We start from the raw sequence: 22,336 nt of genomic DNA, 5'->3' as shown, positions 1-22,336 counted from the left end.
CAACGCATAAAAAACCCCGCCAGAAGCGGGGTTTTTTCGGTTTATTCTGTGGCAGCGACTGCGGCACTCCAGGCCTGGCTAAAGGCCTGATGCTGGGAGGCCAGCGGCCCAATCAGCGTATTATACTGGCTTGCCTGTTGCGAGGTCGGGAACTGAATACCATTGGCAACAAAGCTCACCTGCGTATCCTGCTGGGCGATGAAGTCACCTACCTGAACCAGTTGCTGCGTGAAGATTTGCGCAGCCGGAATCAGCGGTTGCAGCGCTTCAGAAGGCTTGGTCACCACTTTCTCATACACTTTGTCGAAGACCGGTTTAAGATCGTCACCCTGCTTCAGCGCAGAACGTGACGCGTCAGCCTGCATTTTCGCATTTTGCAACTGCTGACTCAGCACGCCAAGCGCACCGTTGGACTGGCGCAGCGGCTCACGCTGCGTCACATAATCCTGTGGAACGCGGATGGCGTTCACGCTATCCACTACCGGGCGGATACCGGAATCCATCGCCTGGCTCACCTGCTGTGAATAACCATAAAGAATGGCGTAATCGGACACGAAGGGACCAAACTGTTTTTTCTGATCCGCAGTCAGCGTCGGCAACCGCTCGCCGCTGCGCATCACTGTATTCTGCAGAAAATCGATAAACGCTTTGCGCTGATCGCCTTCTTTATCAAAACACCCACTCAGGCTAACAACCATCAACAACGCCGCAATAGGCGCAAACCAGCGAGAGCAGGACTTTCCTGTCGCCATTTTATTACTCCTTTCACCCAAAAAAGCGCACACCGGCACACGCGTGCCCGACGCTGACAAGGATAGTCCAGGTCAGCCTTGCAAGATACTCTTTTCATGCAAAACGGCTATTGCCGATTTATTTCTTATCATTTACAAAAAAATACCTGGCGAAGCCGACCTATGACTAATCAGGGAATTAGCATAACTATCCATATTGCTGAATCGGATACAGCGATCGTTACCGCACAATTAATCACACCCGTGACGATCCTGGGTTGGTATTAGGGACTATTCTTAACTTGCTCTCTGATGTTCTTGATCACGATGTGAGATTTAAGAGGAGTCCTCAATGGAATATAAAGATCCTGAGTTTGAACTGCTGAGCAGTCTGGAACAGATCATTTTTAAAGATGTACCGCAGATGATTACCCTGCAACAAAAATCCAATCCCTTTACAGAATATGAGCAATTGCGCAAAGGGACAGGACTGAAAACCGAAGAATTCGCCAGAGCGATGGGTGTCAGCGTGGCTATGGTGCAGGAGTGGGAGTCAAAACGTGAGAAACCCACCCCAACCGAGTTACGGCTGATGCGCCTGATTCAGGCCAACCCTGCACTCAGCAAACAGATAGCGTAGTGAAGATTGAATGCCCCCGCCTTTGCGGGGGCTTGTGTTTTACAGGCTATCACAACGCCAACCCGCCTCTTCCCATACCAGCTCATGCGTTAACGCCAGGCCTCTTAAAAAAAGCTCATCGTGTGATACCACCAGCAGAGCCCTAGGGAAACCGGCCAGCGCCGCTTCAATGGCCTGGACTGAAGCCAGATCCAGATGGTTGGTCGGTTCATCCAGCAGAAGAAGCTGCGTGGCCTCCGCACGCCACAGCACGCAGGCCAGGGCAGCCTTAAGACGCTCGCCGCCGCTGAGCTCCGCCAATGGGAGCTTCACTTTGTCGGCCCCCAGTTGAAGCTGTGCTAAACGGGTTCGCAATACCCCCTCTTCCAGAGGGGTATGACTCAAATTGAGATGCGTCATGACCGACTGCGTGAGATCGAGTTGCGACAGATGCTGGTCGAGATAAGCACAGCTGACGGATACCTTACAGGCACCCGAACGGGGAGTAACCTCGCCGAGGATGGTTTTTAACAACGTCGATTTCCCACAGCCGTTCGGTCCCTTTAACGCCACGCGCATCGGTCCGTCCATACGCCATGTGATGGGTGGGACAGGCACATGCGGCAACACCAGATCCTCCAGAACCAGTACCTGTTTCCCTTCCGGGACCTGACTTCCCGGCAGGGTGAACATGACCGGGTTATCTTCTTCAACGCGTTCACGCGCCTTGTTTACCGCGGCATTCAGGGCTTCATTTTGCTCGCTGTGCTGTTTTTTCCATGAGCCGATCCGCTCCTTTGCCGCGCCTTTGTATTTGACACGCTCAAACGATGCGATATTCAGGGTATCGACGGTGCGTAACGTCTTTGCCGACCGCCGCTGGCTGTCATCATGCTCTTTTTGCATGCGCGCGCGGGTGCGTTTGCGCTCGGTTGCCGCATGTTCCAGCGCCGCGCGGGCAGCCTGCTGTTCGGCATCGCGCTGGGCTTGATAATCCGCATAATTTCCGCCGTAGCTGCGCAGACCCGAGGCGCTCAGCTCAAGAATACGCGGCACCTGCTCCAGAAGTTCGCGGTCATGAGAGGCCACCAGCACGCCGCCCTGATACCGACTCAACTGGTCGTAGAACCACGCCCGACCTTGTCGATCCAGATGGTTAGTCGGTTCGTCCAGCAGCATGAAATCCGCTTCAGCCGTAAACGCGCCGCACAGCAGGGCGCGGATGCGCTCGCCGCCGCTGAGTTCCAGGGCAGGCTTATCCGGATCAAACGCCGGGAGCTTCGCATTGATAAACGCCTCGCTCAGTCGCTCGGCTACATCCCAGTAGCCGTCGAGCAACGCCAGATCGTCAGGCTGGTAATCACCGCTGTCGATGCGCTTACGCGCAGTAAAAATCGCGTCATATCCGAGAAGTTCAGCCAGCGTCGTCTGCGAAGAAATGACGTGCTGCTGCGCCACAAAGACATGCGAGCCAAAGCGTTCAATATGACCGGTAGCCGGTTCGTCCAGCGCCGCCAGCAGACGCAGCAGACGCGTTTTTCCGCTGCCGTTGCGGCCAACCAGCGCGCACAGAGAGGGTTCCAGCGTGAGATTCAGCGGGCCAAAAAGGGTATCGCCCGTCGGAAACTGACAGGTGACCTGATGCAAAATAAAAGAAGGGGGCTGCGCAAAATGAGCCATAAGCACTCCTGAATGAAATCAAAACATCCCCTGCCGACGCGGTGGCGTTTAGCAAGGATCGAAATTCATCAGTCGTGTTTGTTCATTTTTGGGGGGCACTCCAGCGCGAGAAAGTTAACGTGGATAAGGATAGCGGTAATGTGTTGACGGTTTCAAGGTTAAATTTTCAGCAACACATCATAAAAAAACCCGCCGAAGCGGGTTTTTAGCATTTGTATCAACGGGCACATTACTGCAGCAGCGAAATATCCGCTACGCGCAGGAACAGCTCACGCAGTTTTTCGAGCATAGAGAGACGGTTAATACGCAGCTCTTTATCTTCTACGTTCACCATCACTTTCTCGAAGAAGGCGTCAATGACGTCACGCAGCTCGGCCAGCTCCACCAGCGCTTCCTGGTAGCGACCTTCCGCGAAGACCGGCTCGAGCTTGTCGCGCAGCACCACAACCTGCATCGCCAGGGCGATCTCTTCCGGCTCTTTCAGCGTCGCGGCGTTCACACGCTCGTTCAGCGTCTCGTCGGATTTCGCCAGAATGTTGGATACACGCTTGTTGGCCGCCGCCAGAGCAGATGCCGCTTCCAGCGTACGGAAGTGGGAAACCGCCTTCATACGCGCATCGAAATCAGCCGGACGGGTCGGACGACGCGCCAGCACCGCCTGAATGGTGTCGACGGTGTAACCTTCATCCTGATACCAGGCGCGGAAACGACCGAGCATAAAGTCGATCACGTCATCCACCACGTTCGCGTTGGTCAGCTTGTCGCCGTACAGACGCACCGCTTCTTCGGTCAGGGTCTGCAGATCCAGGTTCAGGTTCTTCTCAACGATGATACGCAGCACGCCGAGCGCAGCACGACGCAGCGCAAACGGGTCTTTGTCGCCTTTCGGATGCTGACCGATACCGAAGATACCCGCCAGGGTGTCCATCTTATCGGCAATTGCTACAGCACAGGCCACCGGATTGGACGGCAGTTCGTCACCCGCAAAGCGCGGCTGATACTGCTCGTTCAGGGCCACGGCCACGTCTTCCGCTTCGCCATCGTGACGCGCGTAGTGCATGCCCATCACGCCCTGGGTGTCGGTAAATTCGAACACCATGTTGGTCATCAGGTCGCATTTAGACAGCAGGCCAGCACGGGTTGCGTGGTTGACGTCCGCACCGATTTCACGGGCAATCCAGCCGGACAGCTCCGCGATACGGTCGGTCTTGTCGCGCAGCGTACCCAGTTGCTGCTGGAACAACACGGTCTGCAGGCGTGGAAGATGATCTTCCAGACGCTTTTTACGGTCGGTATTGAAGAAGAACTCGGCATCGGCCAGACGTGGACGCACGACCTTCTCGTTACCAGAGATAATCTGGATCGGATCTTTCGATTCGATGTTTGCCACGAAGATGAAGTTTGGCAGCAGTTTGCCGTCGTTGGCATAGACCGGGAAGTACTTCTGGTCACCCTTCATGGTGTAAACCAGCGCTTCAGCCGGAACGGCCAGGAATTTCTCTTCAAACTTCGCGGTCAGCACAACCGGCCATTCCACCAGCGAGGTCACTTCTTCCAGCAGGCTGTCGCTCAGATCGGCTTTACCGCCAATCTTGCGCGCCGCGTCTTCCGCGTCCGCTTTGATTTTGGCTTTACGCTGTTCGTAGTCAGCAATGACCTTGCCGCGCTCCAGCAGGATCTGCGGGTACTGGTCGGCATTGTCGATGGTGAACTCTGGCTCGCCCATAAAGCGGTGGCCGCGGATCACGCGATCGGACGCCACGCCCAGAATGGTAGCCGGAATAACGGTGTCGCCCAGCAGCAGGGTCACGGTGTGAACCGGACGCACAAAGTGCACATCAGACGCGCCCCAGCGCATCAGCTTAGGAATAGGCAGCTTCGCCAGAGACGTGGCAATCATGTCCGGCAGCAGCGCTTCCGCGCTTTCGCCTTTCACATGGGCACGATACAGCAGCCATTCGCCTTTATCCGTGGTCAGACGCTCGGCCTGATCGACGGTGATGCCGCAGCCGCGCGCCCAGCCTTCCGCCGCTTTGCTCGGCTTGCCTTCCGCGTCAAACGCCTGAGCAATCGCCGGGCCACGTTTTTCGACTTCGCGATCTGGCTGAGACGCCGCCAGGTTTGCCACTTTCAGCGCCAGACGGCGCGGGGCAGCAAACCACTCAATTTTACCGTGCGCCAGTCCAGCGTTATCCAGCTCGGCGGTCACGTTCGCAGCAAAAGATTCAGCCAGGCTGCGCAGGGCTTTTGGTGGCAGCTCTTCGGTGCCAATTTCCACCAGGAAAGTTTTCTCAGACATGGCCGCCTCTTATTTGTTTCGGTTGCACATCGGGAAGCCAAGGGCTTCACGGGACGCGTAGTAAGCTTCTGCAACGGCTTTGGTCAGGGTACGAATACGCAGAATGTAGCGCTGACGTTCAGTCACGGAGATGGCTTTGCGGGCATCCAGCAGGTTGAAGCTGTGGGCGGCCTTCAGAATACGCTCGTAAGCAGGCAGCGGCAGCGGAGTCTCCAGCGCCAGCAGCTGCTGCGCTTCTTTCTCGTACTGCTCGAAGCAGGTGAACAGGAAGTCCACGTCCGCGTATTCGAAGTTATAGGTGGATTGCTCCACTTCGTTCTGATGGAACACGTCGCCGTAGGTGGTTTTACCCAGCGGGCCGTCGCTCCAGACCAGGTCATAAACGCTGTCTACGCCCTGAATGTACATCGCCAGACGTTCCAGACCGTAGGTGATTTCACCGGTGATCGGCTTACATTCCAGACCACCCACCTGCTGGAAGTAAGTGAACTGGGTCACTTCCATACCGTTAAGCCACACTTCCCAACCCAGACCCCAGGCACCCAGCGTTGGGTTCTCCCAGTTATCTTCCACGAAACGGATGTCGTGGATGGTTGGATCCATACCCAGCTCTTTCAGCGACCCGAGGTACAGTTCCTGAATGTTGTCGGGTGATGGCTTAATCACCACCTGGAACTGATAGTAATGCTGCAGACGGTTCGGGTTCTCACCGTAACGACCATCGGTCGGACGACGGGAAGGCTGCACATACGCGGTCGCCATTGGCTCTGGCCCCAACGCACGCAGACTGGTCATCGGGTGTGAAGTGCCGGCGCCGACTTCCATGTCCAAAGGTTGAACAATGGTACAGCCCTGACGAGCCCAGTAATCCTGTAAGGTCAGGATCAGGCCCTGGAAGGTCTTGGTATCAAACTTTTGCATAGTATTTCGTGCTGGATACGTGTGGTTTTAAATGGAAGCGACCAGTATACCCGCTGGCTGCAAGATATACAGTACGAAACGGGGTTGTTTAGGGAAAATTGGGAAATAAGCCTTCCGGCCAGAACGCTGACGGCGTCTGGCTGCTGATTATACGAGCAGGCTAGCGCATGGAGAGGTGTAAAAACTGACCGTCCGCATCAAACGAGCAGACAAAGCCCTCTTTGCGCGACGTATGGCCCCGTAGCTCGTAGCTTCCCTGAAAACGCTCGAACCCGGTGACATCAATTTTTTGAACGTCCGAGTTATAGCGCCGAGCGGCCCGATCTTTACAGAGCGCTTCCATATTCAGCGAACGTTCCGGGCTCATTTTGCCCTGCTGGGCTTTTTGCACGGGTGCTTCTTGCGGCGCACTGCATCCCGCCAGGATCAACAGCAGAAAGAGTGACGCCACACGCTTCATCATCATTTTTATTACCGTCCCGGTCAGCGGCTGTTATTTTTAGTATCAACACTTTTATAGATTAAGGACTGCCATTCTGCGAATCTCGCGGTCTCCCGGCAAGCCTGCGCATAAAACTCAGAATTTTCCAAACGAAGACTTTTGGACAATGGGAGTCACACTCAATTTACAGGGAATACGAGGAACTGATGCCGTCAAAAATTAACTGGATTGATAACCTGCGAGGAATAGCGTGTCTGATGGTGGTCATGATCCACACGACGACCTGGTACGTCACGAATGCCCACAGCATCAGCCCCGTTAACTGGGATATCGCCAATATTCTCAACTCTGCGTCACGCGTCAGCGTGCCGCTGTTCTTTATGATTTCCGGCTTTCTCTTTTTTGGCGAGCGCAGCGCGCAGCCAAGGCACTTCATCCGCATCGCGGCCTGCCTGGGGTTTTACAGCGCCGTTGCCCTGCTCTATATCACCCTATTTACCTCAATAAACGCCGGACTATCGCTGAAATACGTGCTGCAAAAACCGGTGTTCTACCACCTGTGGTTCTTCTTCGCCATTATCGTGATCTATCTGGTCTCCCCGCTCATTCAGGTGAAAAACGTCAGCGGGAAAATGCTCCTGGCCTTGATGGTGGTGATTGGCATCATCGCCAACCCGAATACGGTTTCGCAGAAAATCGACGGGTTTGAGTGGCTGCCGGTGAACCTCTATATCAACGGCGATACCTTTTACTACGTGCTTTACGGCATGCTGGGGCGCGCCATCGGGATGATGGACACGCAAAAACGCGGGCTGAACTGGCTCTGCGGGGCGCTGTTTATCGCTGGCGTGGCGGTGATTTCACGTGGGACGCTGTACGAGCTGCAGTGGCGCGGCAATTTTGCCGATACCTGGTATCTCTACTGCGGGCCGATGGTCTTTATCTGTGCCGTATCGCTGCTCACGCTCGCCAAAAACACCCTGAATGCGCGTCCCCTTCCCGTACTGAGCGTCATTTCACGACACTCTCTCGGGATTTACGGTTTTCACGCGCTGGTGATCCACGCGCTGCGCACGAGAGGCGTTGAGCTAAAAAGCTGGCCGGTACTGGATATGGTCTGGATTTTTGCCGCGACCCTGGCGATCAGCCTGCTGCTGTCGATGCTGCTGCAAAAAATAGACGTTCGCCGCTTCGTCAGCTAACGCTGCGCTGCCGGGCGCGATGGTACTGGCGCGGGGAGGAAAACCCTGCCGCCAGCGAAGCCTGCTCCACGCCGCGCCCCTGCAATAGCCACTGTTCCGCCACCGCCAGACGCAGCTGCTCCAGATAATCGCGAACGCTAATGCCTAAATGAGTCTGGAAAAGCCGGGTGAGATGGCGCGGGCTGACGTGCGCCAGCGCGGCGATGTCAGGTAAGCGCCACGCTTTTTGCGGCTCGGCGGTGAGCGCATCCTGCGCCCGATGGATCGCCGGATGAAGATGATTGCGGTAGCGCAGCCACGGGGATAGCTGGGGATCGTCACCGGAACGGCGGAACCAGACCACCATCTCACGCGCCACACTCAGCGCCTTTTCGGGACCGCACAGGCGGTTAATCATATGCAGCGCCAGATCGATCCCCGACGTGATCCCCGCGCTGGTCCAGATGTTCTCATCCTGCACAAAGATGCGGTTTTCTTTAATCGTCGCCGAGGGGGCTGCGGTGCGTAAACGGCTGATAACGTCATGGTGGGTTGTACACTGCCGGTTGTTCAGCAGACCCGATTTCGCCGCCAGCAGCGCCCCTGAACAGACGCACATCACCGTGATATCCCGGCGCTGAATGGCCGGCTGCAGGCGCATCAGCCAGTGCTGTATCCGTAACGCCTGCGGCGTCGAAAACTGAGCGCGGGAGTCACTCACGCCGGGCAATACCAGCAGGCTCCCCTCTGGAAGACGTTCCGGCAGCGGCTGAATGCCGCTCATCGTCAGACCTATCGATGTCGGAACGTCAGGTTGCGGGCCAATGTAATGCAGACGAAACGCGTCGCCAGCCAGCACAAAGGTCTCTGCCGGGCCCGTCATATCTAATGACAGCACCCCGGGCAACATGACGAACCAGACGTCGATGCTCATTACAGTGACTCCAGCGTCTCCGCTACCGTTTTAATTTCGGCAAAACGCCCGGACAGTACCGTTTCGGTACGGTGGCGAATTTCCGCTGCGCTAAGGGTTATCCCTTTGTACGTCATGGGAAACGTCAGCGTCGCCTCGCTTACAAAGGTCACAGCATAACCCAGATCGGATGCCACCCGGGCGGTGGTTTCACAGCATTGTTCAGTGCGAATGCCGCAGATAATCAGCTGGTTGATATCACGCTCGCGCAGCCAGCGGTCAAGCCCGGTATCCGTGAAGGCATTATGGACGTGTTTCTGAAAAACCACATCCGGCTGATGACGTAAAAAGGCCATCGGTTTGACATAGCCGCTTTCCAGGGTGAAAGGACCGTCTTCATCCACATGAAAAATATCAACGACCGGAATATTGCGCGCCTGGCAGCCTTCAATCAGCCCCAGCATCGCCTGCTGAAAGGCAGGAATGTCGTCCTCCTGCCAGTAATTGCGATGATGGAACGACTGCTGAGTATCAATATTGATGAGTGCAATGCGTGACATGGTGGATCTCCTCGCCGGTGGGTGTAACACCATACTGGCAAGGAAAGGAAGGCACGCACAGACCAAAAAAGGACATCCTCGTGCCTCTCCCGGACAAGCGTATTTACGACATCAGCGGCAGCAGCTGCTGGTAGATTTTACGGAATACCGCGCGCCTTTCCGCGTACCGCGCATGGTTTACCGCGTTCGGGAAATGCGCCTGCTCAAGGGTAAGCTGCGGCAGCAGTTGTGAAAGCGGTTGTTCCGGATGAATGGCTATCTGCGCCAGACGCGCGGCGCCGAGCGCGGGGCCAACATCCCCTCCCGTGCGGAAATCCAGCTGCAACCCGCTGATATCCGACAGCATTTGTCGCCAGTAAGGGCTTCGCGCACCTCCTCCAATCAGGGTGACGCTCGTCGGTTTCAGGCCGCAGTCGTGCACCACGTCCATCCCGTCGGCCAGCGCATAGCCCACCCCTTCCAGAACTGCACGCGCCAGTTCTGCCGGACCATGCTGATGGGTTAAGCCAAAAAACACCCCTTTCGCTTCCGGGTTGTTGTGCGGCGTACGTTCGCCGGAAAGATACGGTAAAAACCAGACGGTACCGGCATTTTCATCCGCCTGCTGTGCTGCGGCAATCAACGCAGGAACATCGGCCATCCCGGTCAATTTCGCCGCCCAGTCCAGGCACGACGCTGCACTCAGCATCACCGACATCAAATGCCATTTCCCAGGAAGTGCATGACAGAAACTGTGCACCGCGCTTTCGGGATTGCTGCGATAGCCGTCACTCACGGCAAAATAGACGCCAGACGTTCCCAGCGACAGCATCGCCTGACCCGCCTCAACCATGCCGACGCCCACGGCACCCGCGGCATTGTCACCACCCCCGGCAACCACCGGCACGGCAGGCATATTCCAGCGTTCCGCAACGTACGGCAGCAACGTGCCTGTTACCTCGCTACCTTCGAACAGCGCGGGCATGTGTTCCCGGGTGAGATGGCAAGCATCCAGCATCGCCTCGCTCCAGTCGCGTTTCGCCACGTCGAGCCACATCGTGCCTGCGGCATCGGACATGTCGGAAGCAAAATCGCCCGTCATACGAAAGCGCAGATAGTCTTTCGGCAGCAGAACTTTCGCCACCTGACGGAAAATCTCCGGCTCGTGTCGCTGCACCCACAGCAGTTTGGGCGCAGTAAAGCCGGGCATCATCAGGTTGCCGGTAATTTCACGAGACGTGGGTACATGCGCCTCAAGAAGCGCGCACTCTTCTGCACAGCGGCCATCGTTCCAGAGAATGGCGGGTCGCAACACGCGATGCTCGCTGTCCAGCAGCGTAGCGCCGTGCATTTGCCCGGCAATCCCCAGCGCTTTAACGTCGCGCAGGCTATGCTGCTCGCCTAAAGCTTTGATTGCACGATCCGTTGCCTGCCACCACTGCTCCGGGTCCTGTTCCGACCACAGCGGATGCGGACGTGAAACCTGCAGCTTTTCTGTCTGCGTTGCTAACACCTCGCCCTGCTCGCTTAACAGGATGGCTTTCACACCCGATGTGCCCAGATCGATCCCGATATACATTGCGGTGACTCCTTTGACAGAAATGCCCGGTGGCGCTTCCGCGTACCGGGCCTGGATGCTGTTATTTATCGAACAGGTAGTGGTTGACCAGATTTTCCAGCAGTTCCTGGTGCCCGCTCTGGTGCTGCGGCGCCAGCTGATGTTGTTCAGCGTACTTCGCGATGTCCGCAAGCGATAACTGCCCTTTCAAAATTTGCTGGCCCAGCTCACTGTTCCAGCCGCTGTAGCGCTTCGCCACGCGTTTATCCAGCTCGCCGTCTTCAATCATACGTGCCGCCACTTTCAGCGCCAGCGCCATGGTGTCCATCGCGCCAATGTGGCCGTAGAACAAATCGTATTTGTCGGTGCTCTGGCGACGCACTTTGGCGTCAAAGTTCAGGCCGCCGGTAGTGAAACCACCCGCTTTGATGATTTCGTACATCACCAGCGCGTTCTCTTCCACGCTGTTCGGGAACTGGTCTGTGTCCCAGCCCAGCTGCGCGTCGCCGCGGTTAGCATCGACCGAGCCAAAGATGCCCAGCGCAATCGCAGACGCGATCTCGTGGTGGAAAGAGTGGCCCGCCAGCGTGGCGTGGTTGGCCTCAATGTTCACTTTGATCTCTTTTTCCAGACCAAACTGCTTCAGGAAGCCATACACCGTCGCCACGTCGTAGTCATACTGATGCTTCGTCGGCTCCTGCGGCTTCGGCTCAATCAGCAGCGTGCCGCGGAAGCCAATTTTGTGCTTGTGGTCGACAACCATCTGCATAAAGCGGCCAATCTGCTCGCGCTCCTGACGCAGATCGGTGTTGAGCAGGGTTTCATAGCCTTCACGGCCACCCCACAGGACATAGTTCTCGCCACCCAGCTGATGCGTGGCGTTCATTGCCGTCACAACCTGCGTGGCCGCCCAGCTAAACACTTCCGGTTCCGGGTTGGTTGCCGCACCCGCGCCGTAGCGTGGGTTAGTGAAGCAGTTTGCCGTGCCCCAGAGCAGCTTTACGCCGCTTTGCTGCTGTTTTGCTGCCAGTACATCCACCATCTGTGCAAAGTTGTTCAGATACTCTTTCAGCGATGCGCCTTCCGGCGACACATCGACGTCATGGAAGCAGTAGTACGGCACGTTCAGTTTGTGGAAGAACTCAAACGCAACGTCGGCTTTGCGCTTTGCCAGTTCGATGGCCTCACCCGGCTGCTGCCATGGGCGATCAAAGGAGCCCACGCCGAACATATCGGCGCCATTCCAGCAGAAGGTATGCCAGTAACAGGCGGCAAAGCGCAGATGATCTTCCATGCGCTTACCCAGCACCAGCTCATCCGGGTTGTAGTGACGAAATGCTAAAGGATTGGTCGTTTTCGGGCCTTCGTAACGAACACGATCGAGTTGGTCGAAATAAGCTTGCATATTGAGCTCCATAATCAGGGTATGCGGCGAGTCGTTGATACAGGAGTAATAGTGAATAGACATTTTGGGTTGCTCAATTACGTTATTTCACACTGCTATTGAGAGAATGCACAACTGTGCGCTGGCTCGCAAAATAATGCGCAGACAAACTATTTTTCGGCGCATATTCCAGAATCAAATGTAATTAAGACGTTACGTATTTTAAAATCCGATCGCGGTCATAAATTCAGAAATAAACCAAATATCATAATGCGAAGATAAAAATCTGTAATTGCCAGCCCGCCTTTCCGCGTTAAAAATTTGCTGCGTCCCAGCAGTGAATGTTTCTTTTATCTCAGCAACATATACCCCTACAAAAAGGCCTAATAATTATGAAGATAAAGAACCTGACTCTAACGCTCTGCACTACGCTCCTCCTTGCAAGCTTTGCAGGACATGCCAAAGAGGTCAAAATTGGCATGGCGATTGACGACCTGCGCCTGGAGCGCTGGCAAAAAGATCGCGATATTTTTGTTAAAAAAGCAGAATCCCTCGGCGCCAGCGTGTTTGTTCAGTCGGCTAACGGCAACGAAGAAACACAAATGTCGCAGATTGAGAATATGATTAACCGTGGCGTCGATGTGCTGGTCATTATCCCCTATAACGGCCAGGTATTAAGTAACGTGGTGAAAGAAGCCAAACAGGAAGGCATTAAAGTCCTGGCCTATGACCGCATGATTAATAATGCGGACATTGATTATTATATTTCGTTCGACAATGAAAAAGTCGGGGAATTACAGGCGCAAAGCCTGATCGACAAAGTGCCTCAGGGCAATTATTTCCTGATGGGCGGCTCGCCGGTGGATAACAACGCCAAGCTGTTCCGCGAAGGGCAAATGAAAGTCCTTAAGCCGTACATCGACAACGGGAAAATTAAAGTGGTCGGCGATCAGTGGGCCGACGGCTGGCTGCCAGAAAACGCGCTGAAGATTATGGAAAACGCGCTGACGGCCAACAACAACAAAATTGATGCGGTTGTGGCCTCCAACGATGCCACCGCAGGCGGTGCTATCCAGGCCCTGAGTGCACAGGGGCTGGCCGGTAAAGTCGCCATTTCAGGACAGGATGCCGATCTGGCTGGCGTAAAACGCATCATCGCAGGCACCCAAACCATGACGGTCTACAAACCGATTACCGAGCTTGCCAATACGGCGGCGGAAATCGCCGTGGAACTGGGCAATGGCAAGCAGCCTAAAGCAGACGCAACGCTAAATAACGGGCTGAAAGACGTTCCGGCTCGCCTGCTCACCCCTATTGAAGTCAATAAAGAGAACATTGACGCCACCGTCATTAAAGACGGCTTCCACAAGAAGAGCGAACTGTAATCCGGCGCGTCCCCTGCTTTGCGGGGGCGCATCACGTTGTACTGTTCTTCCCTCGGGTTATGTGGAGCAGTTATGCCTTATTTACTTGAAATGAAAAGCATCACCAAGCGCTTCGGCACGGTGAAAGCCGTCGATAACGTCAGCCTCCGGTTGAACCCCGGCGAAGTGGTTTCGCTGTGTGGCGAGAACGGCTCGGGCAAGTCGACGCTGATGAAAGTGCTGTGCGGGATCTACCCGCACGGCAGCTACGAAGGCGAAATCGTCTTTGCCGGTGAAGTTATCCAGGCGACACACATTCGTGATACCGAACGTAAAGGCATCGCCATCATCCACCAGGAGCTGGCGCTGGTGAAGCATCTCACCGTGCTGGAGAACATTTTCCTCGGGGCCGAAATTTCCCGCCACGGCGTGCTGGATTACGACACCATGACGCTCCGCTGTGAAAAGCTGCTGGCGCAGGTGAGCCTCAGCATTTCACCGGATACCCGCGTGGGCGACCTGGGCCTTGGGCAACAGCAGCTGGTCGAAATAGCGAAAGCGCTCAATAAACAGGTCAGGCTGCTGATCCTTGATGAGCCTACAGCCTCGCTCACCGAACAGGAAACCGCGGTTCTGCTCAATATCATCCGCGATCTGCAAAACCACGGCATCGCCTGCATCTACATTTCACACAAGCTGAACGAGGTTAAAGCCATTTCGGATACCATCTGCGTGATCCGCGACGGGCAGCACATCGGCACGCGTGAAGCCGCCGGGATGAGCGAAGATGACATCATCACCATGATGGTAGGGCGCGAGCTGACGGCGCTCTACCCGAATGAGCCTCACACCAAAGGTGATGAAGTGCTGCGCGTGGAAAACCTGACCGCGTGGCACCCCGTTAACCGCCATATCAGGCGCGTCAATAACGTCTCGTTTTCTCTGCACAGCGGCGAAATTCTTGGTATTGCTGGGTTAGTCGGCGCCGGCCGCACGGAGGCCGTACAGTGTCTCTTTGGCGTGTGGCCGGGGCGCTGGGAGGGCACGATTTATATCGACGGTCAGCCGGTGAAAATTGACAACTGCCAGCAGGCGATCGCCCGCGGCATTGCCATGGTGCCGGAAGATCGTAAAAAAGACGGCATCGTGCCGGTCATGGCGGTGGGGAAAAACATTACGCTGGCGGCGCTCGATCGCTTCTCCGGCGCGCTGAGCAGCCTGGACGATGCCGCAGAGCAACAGTGCATCCTCCAGTCACTCGCCCGTCTGAAGGTCAAAACATCCTCTCCGGAACTGGCGATTGGTCGCCTGAGCGGCGGCAACCAGCAAAAAGCCATTCTGGCGCGCTGCCTGCTGCTTAATCCACGCATATTAATCCTTGATGAACCGACGCGCGGGATTGATATCGGTGCCAAATATGAAATCTACAAACTGATTAATCAGCTTGTACAGCAAGGGATTGCCGTCATTGTCATTTCGTCTGAGTTACCCGAAGTGCTCGGTCTGAGCGACCGCGTGCTGGTCATGCATGAGGGGAAACTGAAAGCCAACCTGATTAACCAGAACCTGACGCAGGAGCAGGTGATGGAAGCCGCTTTAAGGAGCGAACGTCATGTCGAAAAGCAATCCGTCTGAGATCAAAGTCGCCGTTCCGACGCCCGGTGCGTTCGCAGGGCTAAAAGCGCTGAACCTGCAGGTCTTCGTAATGATCGCGGCCATTATCGTCATCATGCTGTTCTTTACCTGGATGACCGATGGCTCGTACTTAAGCGCGCGAAACGTCTCCAACCTGCTCCGCCAGACCGCCATCACCGGCATCCTGGCCGTGGGCATGGTGTTCGTGATTATCTCCGCGGAGATCGATCTGTCGGTCGGGTCGATGATGGGACTTCTCGGCGGCGTGGCGGCGATTTTTGACGTATGGCTCGGCTGGCCTCTGCCGCTGACCGTAGCGGTCACGCTGGTGCTGGGTCTGGTTCTGGGAGCCTGGAACGGCTGGTGGGTAGCCTATCGTAAAGTGCCGTCGTTCATTGTCACCCTGGCGGGGATGCTGGCCTTCCGCGGGATCTTAATCGGCATCACTAACGGCACCACCGTCTCCCCGACCAGTGCAGCCATGTCGCAGATTGGCCAGAGTTACCTCTCAGATAGCGTGGGCTTTTCCATCGGCGTGGTGGGATTGCTGGCGTTTGTCGCATGGCAGTGGCGTGGACGCATGCGCCGTCAGGCGTTGGGTCTCGCTTCTCCGGCGTCAACGTCGGTGGTGGGGCGTCAGGCGCTCACGGCGGTCATTGTGCTGGGCGCCATCTGGCTTTTAAACGACTACCGCGGTGTCCCGACACCCGTCCTGCTGCTGGCACTTTTACTGTTGGGCGGTATGTTTATGGCGACGCGCACCGCGTTTGGCCGCCGTATTTATGCCATTGGCGGCAACCTTGAGGCTGCTCGGCTTTCGGGTATTAACGTCGAACGCACCAAACTCGCGGTCTTCGCCATTAACGGCCTGATGGTCGCTATCGCCGGGCTGATCCTCAGCTCAAGACTGGGCGCCGGCTCTCCCTCCGCCGGTAACATCGCCGAGCTGGATGCTATCGCCGCCTGCGTCATTGGCGGTACCAGCCTCGCAGGGGGTATCGGTAGCGTGGCAGGCGCGGTCATGGGGGCATTTATTATGGCGTCGCTGGATAACGGGATGAGTATGATGGACGTCCCGACGTTTTGGCAGTATATCGTCAAGGGGGCAATTCTTTTACTGGCAGTCTGGATGGATTCGGCCACCAAGCGACGGGCCTGATAACGGTATTGTGACTTAATTAGGAAGTGAGCCATGTTTGAAAAGCGTCACCGCATTACGTTGTTATTCAATGCCAACAAAGCCTACGACCGCCAGGTGGTAGAAGGCGTGGGTGAATATTTGCAGGCGTCGCAATCCGAATGGGATATTTTTATTGAAGAAGATTTCCGCACCCGTCTGGAGAACATCAAAGACTGGCTGGGCGATGGCGTTATCGCCGACTATGACGACCCCGTCATCGAACAGCTGCTGACCGACGTCGACGTTCCGATTGTGGGCGTCGGCGGCTCCTACCATTCGCCCGAACACTATCCTCCGGTTCACTATATTGCCACCGATAACCATGCCCTGGTCGAGGCCGCGTTTCTCCATTTAAAAGAGAAAGGCGTCCACCGCTTTGCGTTTTACGGCCTACCCGCCACCAGCGGCAAGCGCTGGGCCGTTGAGCGTGAACACGCGTTTTGCCAGCTGGTCGCGCAGGAGAAGTATCGCGGCGTGGTCTATCAGGGGCTGGAAACCGCGCCGGAAAACTGGCAGCACGCGCAAAACCGCCTCGCTGACTGGCTGCAAACGCTGCCGCCGCAAACCGGTATCATTGCCGTGACGGACGCGCGTGCGCGCCACGTGCTGCAGGTCTGCGAACACTTACATATTCCGGTGCCCGAAAAGCTGTGCGTGATTGGCATTGATAATGAAGAACTGACCCGCTATCTGTCCCGCGTGGCGCTTTCCTCCGTTGCCCAGGGCACTCGTCAGATGGGCTATCAGGCGGCGAAGCTGCTGCATCGCCTGCTCGATAAAGAATCTCTGCCGCTTCAGCGCCTGCTGGTGCCTCCTGTTCGCGTCGTAGAACGTCGTTCAACCGATTATCGCTCCTTAAGCGACCCGGCCGTCATTCAGGCCATGCACTATATTCGCAACCACGCCTGCAAAGGGATTAAGGTGGATCAGGTGCTGGATTCGGTGGGTATTTCGCGTTCGAATCTGGAGAAGCGTTTTAAAGAAGAGGTGGGCGAAACTATTCATGCCGTCATCCATGCTGAAAAGCTGGAGAAAGCACGCAGCCTGCTCATCTCCACATCGCTGTCGATCAACGAAATCTCGCAGATGTGCGGTTACCCGTCGCTGCAATATTTTTATTCGGTGTTTCGCAAAGAGTATGACACCACGCCGAAAGAGTATCGGGATCGCCACAGCGAGGTGCTGATCTAGAAAAGAAAACGCCTTCCGGTGGAAGGCGTTTTTTTGAGATTACATATGGGCGGCGATTAAGCGCTGGTTATCCTGGTACATAGCAAACAGATAGTTGTTATAGCTCTGTCCCTTCGTCGAATACCCTTTCAGCTTGTGGATCATCGTACTGGCCGTCACTTCCTGGTCCGCTTTACGCAGCTGAGCGCGTGATTTCCGGAACGATGAGTAGGCCGGGTGCGTGTTCAGATTCACCACGTAGGCGCTAACGGAATCTTTCACGGATTCAAACTGCGAATAGCCTTTCACCTTGCCCGGCGCATTAGTACAACGGCCTTTCACGCATTTCATGCCGAAAAGGTTGTTGTTGCTACGCGCAAGCTTAGAAGTCCCCCAGCCGCTTTCGGCTGCAGCCATGGTCGCAACCATACTGCCTGGGATGATATCCACACGCTCAAGGAGAGCGTTCCACGGCACACGACGCGTGTTACCGTTCCAGCTCAGCTTGTAGCGCTTCGTGATATCCTTCAGACGCGCGCGCTCGGATGGCGACCAGCGGCTATCGTACTGTTTGGAAATCAGCCAGTTACGATCCGCAGTAATCGCGGCATTTTGACTCGTGATGTAAGGCATTACCGTCCGGAGAAACGCTTTTTTCCTTGGTGTTCCGGAAGGGTATTTTCGCAAATCAGGAAGTGAACTACTCTTTGCACTATTGCGAGAATACTCTTGTTTACTGCTAACCTTACTACTTGTCGTCTTTATTACGTGGGCTTTCTTACTCGTTGTATCCGTGTGCGTCTTCGCAAGCACCTCACCCGAAAATGCCGTGGTGAGTAACATGAGTATCGCAGCCCCATATCGTCGAATGGGAGTCGATATCATTAGGTCTCCTGGTCGGATGTAATCATCCTAACACCTTATTTTTTTCACAAATTTGAGAGCGGAATCTCAAATCATATCAAAAATAGACTTCAAGAGCACGTATAGAAATAGTCCAATTCCGAAACTATGTCACCTGAAACTTGCTCATAAAAACATCATTCCACAAAAACTGTGTGCGCTATCGCAGATAACTGCCTAATTTTGCGCGAGATCACTCATCCTCACGCATCCTCCTGGCGGAAACCGACTGGGGATGAGTTTTTGCCCCTCGCCTGATGGCACACTGGTCAAAAATGCCGCGACAGGAAAAAGGAATGAAACGTACCGCATTAGCCTTTCTGATGTTACCCGCACTGGCGCATGCCGACTGGTCATCGCCAGGGTTTAGCGCATTTAGCGCCGAAGGCACCGGGGTCTTCACCAGCCAGGCAAAGCTTGCGAAGGGTACGCGTCCTCTTACGCTGAGTTTTGACAAGACGTGCTGGCAGCCTACAGGTGCGATAAAACTCAATGAGATGCTGTCGCTCAAGCCCTGTGACGGCACGCCGCCGCAGTGGCGCCTTTTCCGCGGCGGTGAATACCAGATGCGGATTGATACCCGCTCCGGCACGCCCACCCTGCTGCTGACGATTCAGAGCGCCGCAGAACAGCCGGTTGCAAACGTCATCCGTCAGTGTCCGAAGTGGGACGGTAAGCCGCTGACGCTGGACGTCAGCCATACCTTCCCGGAAGGCTCCGTCGTGCGCGACTACTACAGTAAACAGACGGCGACGGTGCAAAATGGAAACATCACTCTGCAGCCAGCCGTCAACAGTAACGGCCTGCTGCTGCTTGAGCGCGCCGAAACCGACAGGCCTGCGCCGTTTAGCTGGCAAAATGCCACCGTCTATTTTGTGCTGACCGACCGCTATGCGAATGGTGACCCGGGTAACGACAACAGCTACGGTCGCCATAAAGACGGCATGCAGGAAATTGGCACTTTCCACGGTGGCGACCTCAAGGGGCTCGCCGGCAAGCTCGATTATTTACAGCAGCTGGGAGTGAACGCGCTCTGGATAAGCTCCCCGCTTGAGCAGATCCACGGCTGGGTCGGCGGTGGCACCAAAGGAGATTTTCCTCACTACGCCTATCACGGCTACTACACCCAGGACTGGACAAAACTCGACGCCAACATGGGCACCGAAGATGATTTACGCCATCTTGTCGACGAAGCGCACAAGCGCGGGATCCGCATTCTGTTCGATATCGTTATGAACCACGCTGGCTATGCCACGCTTGCAGACATGCAGGAGTATCAGTTTGGAGCCCTGTACCTGCAGGGTGACGAGCTGAAAAAGACGCTGGGAGAACGCTGGACGGACTGGAAGCCGGGCGCGGGACAAAGCTGGCACAGCTTTAACGACTACATCAACTTCGGCGATAAAGCCGCATGGGAAAAATGGTGGGGTAAAAAGTGGATCCGCACCGACATTGGCGATTACGACAACCCCGGTTTTGATGATTTAACAATGTCGCTGGCGTTTTTACCCGATCTGAAAACGGAATCCACCTTCCCTTCCGGGTTGCCCAATTTCTATCAACACAAGCCCGATACCCACGCGAAAGCGATTCCGGGCTATACCCCGCGCGACTACCTGACCCACTGGCTCAGCCAGTGGGTACGTGACTACGGCATCGACGGTTTTCGGGTGGATACGGCGAAACACGTTGAGCTTGCGGCCTGGAAACAGCTGAAAGACCAGGCAAGCCAGGCGCTGGCCGCCTGGAAAGGCGCTCACCCGGACAAAAAGCTCGACAACGCACCGTTCTGGATGACCGGGGAATCCTGGGGCCACGGCGTCATGCAGAGCGATTATTACCGCCACGGCTTCGATGCGATGATCAACTTTGATTATCAGGAACAGGCGGCAAAAGCGGTGGATTGTCTGGCCGATATGGATCTCACCTGGCAGCAGATGGCGGAGAAGCTGCAAAACTTCAACGTGCTGAGCTATCTCTCATCACACGATACGCGTCTATTCCGCGAAGGGGGCCAGCGCGCGGCGGAGCTGCTCCTGCTGGCGCCGGGCAGCGTGCAAATCTATTACGGGGATGAGTCTGAGCGTCCATTCGGGCCAGCAGGCTCCGACCCGCTGCAGGGCACCCGTTCGGATATGAACTGGCAGGACGTTACGGGCAAGCAGGCCTTAACCGTCGCCCACTGGCAAACGCTGGGTCAGTTCCGCGCCCGCCACCCGGCGATTGGTGAAGGCAAACAAACCACGCTGTCGCTGAAAGAGGGGTATGGCTTCGTACGTGAACATGATGGCGATAAGGTGATGGTCGTCTGGGCGGGGAATCAGTAGATCATACCCCTCACCCTAACCCTCTCCCCATGGGGAGAGGGGAGGAGCTCCAGAACTATTCACTACACAAACCCACTCCCGCCCTATAAAACAACAAATCCGACCACACCACCCGATTTGCACCAACACGGTGCTAGCGTTATGGTTACCCACTTTCAAAATAAGCTCGACAGATCACCTGCTATGACGTTTTCACTTTTCGGCGACAAATTTACCCGCCATTCAGGCATTACTCGCCTGATGGAGGACCTCAACGACGGGCTGCGCACACCGGGCGCAATCATGCTCGGCGGCGGAAACCCGGCTCAAATTCCGGAGATGACGACCTATTTCCAGACGCTGCTCGCTCAGATGCTGGAAAGCGGCAAAGCAACCGATGCGCTTTGCAATTACGACGGCCCGCAGGGTAAAACCGAACTGCTGGCACTCCTCGCCGAAATGCTGCGTGACGAGCTGGGCTGGGATATCGAACCACAGAATATTGCACTGACAAACGGCAGCCAGAGCGCATTTTTCTACTTGTTTAACCTGTTCGCAGGGCGTCGCGCCGACGGCACCACCAAAAAAGTGCTGTTCCCGCTGGCGCCGGAGTATATCGGCTATGCCGATTCCGGCCTGGAAGAGGATCTGTTCGTCTCCGCGCGCCCGAACATCGAGCTGCTGCCGGAAGGCCAGTTCAAATATCACGTCGATTTTGAACACCTGCATATTGGTGAAGAGACGGGCATGATCTGCGTATCGCGCCCGACTAACCCAACGGGCAATGTGATCACCGATGACGAACTGATGAAGCTGGATGCACTGGCAAATCAGCACGGCATTCCACTGGTAATCGATAACGCCTACGGCGTACCGTTCCCGGGCATTATCTTCAGCGAAGCACGTCCGCTGTGGAACCCGAACATTGTCCTGTGCATGAGCCTCTCTAAGCTGGGACTGCCGGGCAGCCGCTGCGGCATCATCATCGCCAATGAGAAAATCATCACCGCCATTACCAATATGAACGGTATTATCAGCCTTTCACCGGGCGGCATTGGCCCGGCGATGATGTGCGAGATGATCAAACGCAAGGACCTGCTGCGTCTGTCGAATGACGTGATTAAGCCTTTCTACTACCTGCGCGTTCAGGAAACAATCGCGACAATTCGCCGCTATTTGCCGGAAGAACGCTGCCTGATCCACAAGCCTGAAGGAGCGATTTTCCTGTGGCTGTGGTTTAAGGATTTGCCTATCACTACCGAACTGCTCTACCAGCGCCTTAAAAAGCGCGGCGTGCTGATGGTTCCGGGCGATTATTTCTTCCCGGGACTGGATAAGCCATGGCCGCATACCCATCAGTGCATGCGCATGAACTACGTCCCCGACCCGGAAAAAATCGAAGCGGGGGTTAAAATTCTCGCCGAAGAAATCGAAAAAGCCTGGCTCGAAGGCAATTGTTAAATAATTAGGCTCTTCAAATGAAGAGCCTTATTTTTCCGTGATCTGAATCT

18 protein-coding genes are annotated in these 22,336 nt (G+C 55.6%); 8 read left to right on the top strand and 10 right to left on the bottom strand.

What is annotated here, in order from left to right; genetic code table 11:
- Positions 1-41: 41 nt before the first annotated feature.
- The gene (locus LRM19_RS13795) at positions 42-752 is read right to left on the bottom strand and encodes a DUF3053 domain-containing protein (RefSeq protein ID WP_271369161.1); all 711 of its coding nucleotides are present in this window, start codon (positions 750-752) and stop codon (positions 42-44) included.
- A gap of 331 nt (positions 753-1,083) precedes the next feature.
- Between LRM19_RS13795 and LRM19_RS13790 the strand changes: the two genes are divergently transcribed.
- Positions 1,084-1,371, top strand: a complete 288-nt coding sequence (locus LRM19_RS13790; RefSeq protein ID WP_111964342.1) for an HTH-type transcriptional regulator — start codon at positions 1,084-1,086, stop codon at positions 1,369-1,371.
- A 39-nt stretch (positions 1,372-1,410) separates the two neighbouring features.
- Here the strand turns inward: LRM19_RS13790 and LRM19_RS13785 are convergent, their stop codons facing one another.
- From LRM19_RS13785 to LRM19_RS13770, 4 genes are all read right to left on the bottom strand, one after another.
- Positions 1,411-3,030 (bottom strand): ATP-binding cassette domain-containing protein, encoded by a 1,620-nt coding sequence (locus LRM19_RS13785; protein ID WP_271369160.1) that lies wholly within the window; start codon positions 3,028-3,030, stop codon positions 1,411-1,413.
- 229 nt (positions 3,031-3,259) lie between these two features.
- A complete protein-coding gene (gene glyS / locus LRM19_RS13780; RefSeq protein ID WP_045907867.1) occupies positions 3,260-5,329 on the bottom strand; it encodes a glycine--tRNA ligase subunit beta in 2,070 nt (689 codons plus the stop codon).
- A 9-nt stretch (positions 5,330-5,338) separates the two neighbouring features.
- Positions 5,339-6,250: a glycine--tRNA ligase subunit alpha gene (gene glyQ / locus LRM19_RS13775; protein ID WP_003860141.1), complete on the bottom strand. Its 912-nt coding sequence runs from the start codon at positions 6,248-6,250 to the stop codon at positions 5,339-5,341.
- Between the two features lie 160 nt (positions 6,251-6,410).
- Positions 6,411-6,716, bottom strand: coding sequence for a YsaB family lipoprotein (locus LRM19_RS13770; RefSeq protein WP_024909071.1), 306 nt, complete (start codon positions 6,714-6,716; stop codon positions 6,411-6,413).
- A 182-nt stretch (positions 6,717-6,898) separates the two neighbouring features.
- On the opposite strand from LRM19_RS13770, the gene LRM19_RS13765 reads away from it, so the two are divergent.
- Positions 6,899-7,894, top strand: coding sequence for an acyltransferase (locus LRM19_RS13765; protein WP_271369159.1), 996 nt, complete (start codon positions 6,899-6,901; stop codon positions 7,892-7,894).
- Here the strand turns inward: LRM19_RS13765 and LRM19_RS13760 are convergent.
- The 4 genes from LRM19_RS13760 to xylA all read right to left on the bottom strand — a co-directional run bounded on the left by LRM19_RS13760 (position 7,887) and on the right by xylA (position 12,288).
- Entirely contained in the window at positions 7,887-8,807 is a 921-nt protein-coding gene (locus LRM19_RS13760) for a GlxA family transcriptional regulator (RefSeq protein ID WP_271369158.1), read from the bottom strand. The two genes, LRM19_RS13765 and LRM19_RS13760, sit on opposite strands and share 8 nt — an antisense overlap.
- Positions 8,807-9,346, bottom strand: a complete 540-nt coding sequence (locus LRM19_RS13755) for an isochorismatase family protein (protein ID WP_115876670.1) — start codon at positions 9,344-9,346, stop codon at positions 8,807-8,809. Before LRM19_RS13755 ends, LRM19_RS13760 begins: the two co-directional genes overlap by 1 nt.
- Before the next feature lie 103 nt (positions 9,347-9,449).
- Complete coding sequence (gene xylB, locus LRM19_RS13750; RefSeq protein WP_271369157.1) at positions 9,450-10,904, bottom strand: xylulokinase; 1,455 nt, start codon at positions 10,902-10,904, stop codon at positions 9,450-9,452.
- A gap of 61 nt (positions 10,905-10,965) precedes the next feature.
- Positions 10,966-12,288, bottom strand: coding sequence for a xylose isomerase (xylA, locus tag LRM19_RS13745; RefSeq protein WP_271369174.1), 1,323 nt, complete (start codon positions 12,286-12,288; stop codon positions 10,966-10,968).
- Between the two features lie 371 nt (positions 12,289-12,659).
- Here xylA and xylF point away from each other — a divergent pair, with 371 nt between their 5' ends.
- The 4 genes from xylF (at position 12,660) to xylR (ending at position 17,637) form a co-directional block, all read left to right on the top strand.
- Positions 12,660-13,652: a D-xylose ABC transporter substrate-binding protein gene (gene xylF, locus LRM19_RS13740; protein ID WP_111964335.1), complete on the top strand. Its 993-nt coding sequence runs from the start codon at positions 12,660-12,662 to the stop codon at positions 13,650-13,652.
- 72 nt (positions 13,653-13,724) lie between these two features.
- On the top strand, positions 13,725-15,266 hold the full coding sequence (locus LRM19_RS13735) for a xylose ABC transporter ATP-binding protein (RefSeq protein WP_115876672.1): 1,542 nt from the start codon (positions 13,725-13,727) through the stop codon (positions 15,264-15,266).
- Positions 15,244-16,425, top strand: coding sequence for a xylose ABC transporter permease XylH (xylH, locus tag LRM19_RS13730; RefSeq protein ID WP_133293538.1), 1,182 nt, complete (start codon positions 15,244-15,246; stop codon positions 16,423-16,425). Before LRM19_RS13735 ends, xylH begins: the two co-directional genes overlap by 23 nt.
- Positions 16,426-16,458: 33 nt before the next feature.
- Positions 16,459-17,637 carry a D-xylose utilization transcriptional activator XylR gene (gene xylR / locus LRM19_RS13725; RefSeq protein WP_021242460.1) on the top strand — a complete coding sequence of 393 codons (1,179 nt, stop codon included), beginning with the start codon at positions 16,459-16,461 and terminating at the stop codon, positions 17,635-17,637.
- A 39-nt stretch (positions 17,638-17,676) separates the two neighbouring features.
- On the opposite strand, the gene LRM19_RS13720 is transcribed toward xylR, so the two are convergent.
- Complete coding sequence (locus LRM19_RS13720; protein ID WP_111964332.1) at positions 17,677-18,501, bottom strand: protein bax; 825 nt, start codon at positions 18,499-18,501, stop codon at positions 17,677-17,679.
- Positions 18,502-18,815: 314 nt separating this feature from the next.
- On the opposite strand from LRM19_RS13720, the gene LRM19_RS13715 reads away from it, so the two are divergent.
- Positions 18,816-20,846, top strand: coding sequence for an alpha-amylase (locus LRM19_RS13715; RefSeq protein ID WP_271369156.1), 2,031 nt, complete (start codon positions 18,816-18,818; stop codon positions 20,844-20,846).
- 183 nt (positions 20,847-21,029) lie between these two features.
- The gene (gene avtA / locus LRM19_RS13710; protein WP_271369155.1) at positions 21,030-22,286 is read left to right on the top strand and encodes a valine--pyruvate transaminase; all 1,257 of its coding nucleotides are present in this window, start codon (positions 21,030-21,032) and stop codon (positions 22,284-22,286) included.
- Positions 22,287-22,336: the final 50 nt, after the last annotated feature.

The sequence above is a fragment of the Enterobacter sp. PI-10 genome, from assembly GCF_027947695.1.
In the GTDB taxonomy this organism is placed as follows: Bacteria; Pseudomonadota; Gammaproteobacteria; order Enterobacterales; family Enterobacteriaceae; genus Enterobacter; species Enterobacter vonholyi.
The sequence above is the reverse complement of the archived record's forward strand: the minus strand, read 5'-3'. Positions and strand labels throughout refer to the sequence as shown.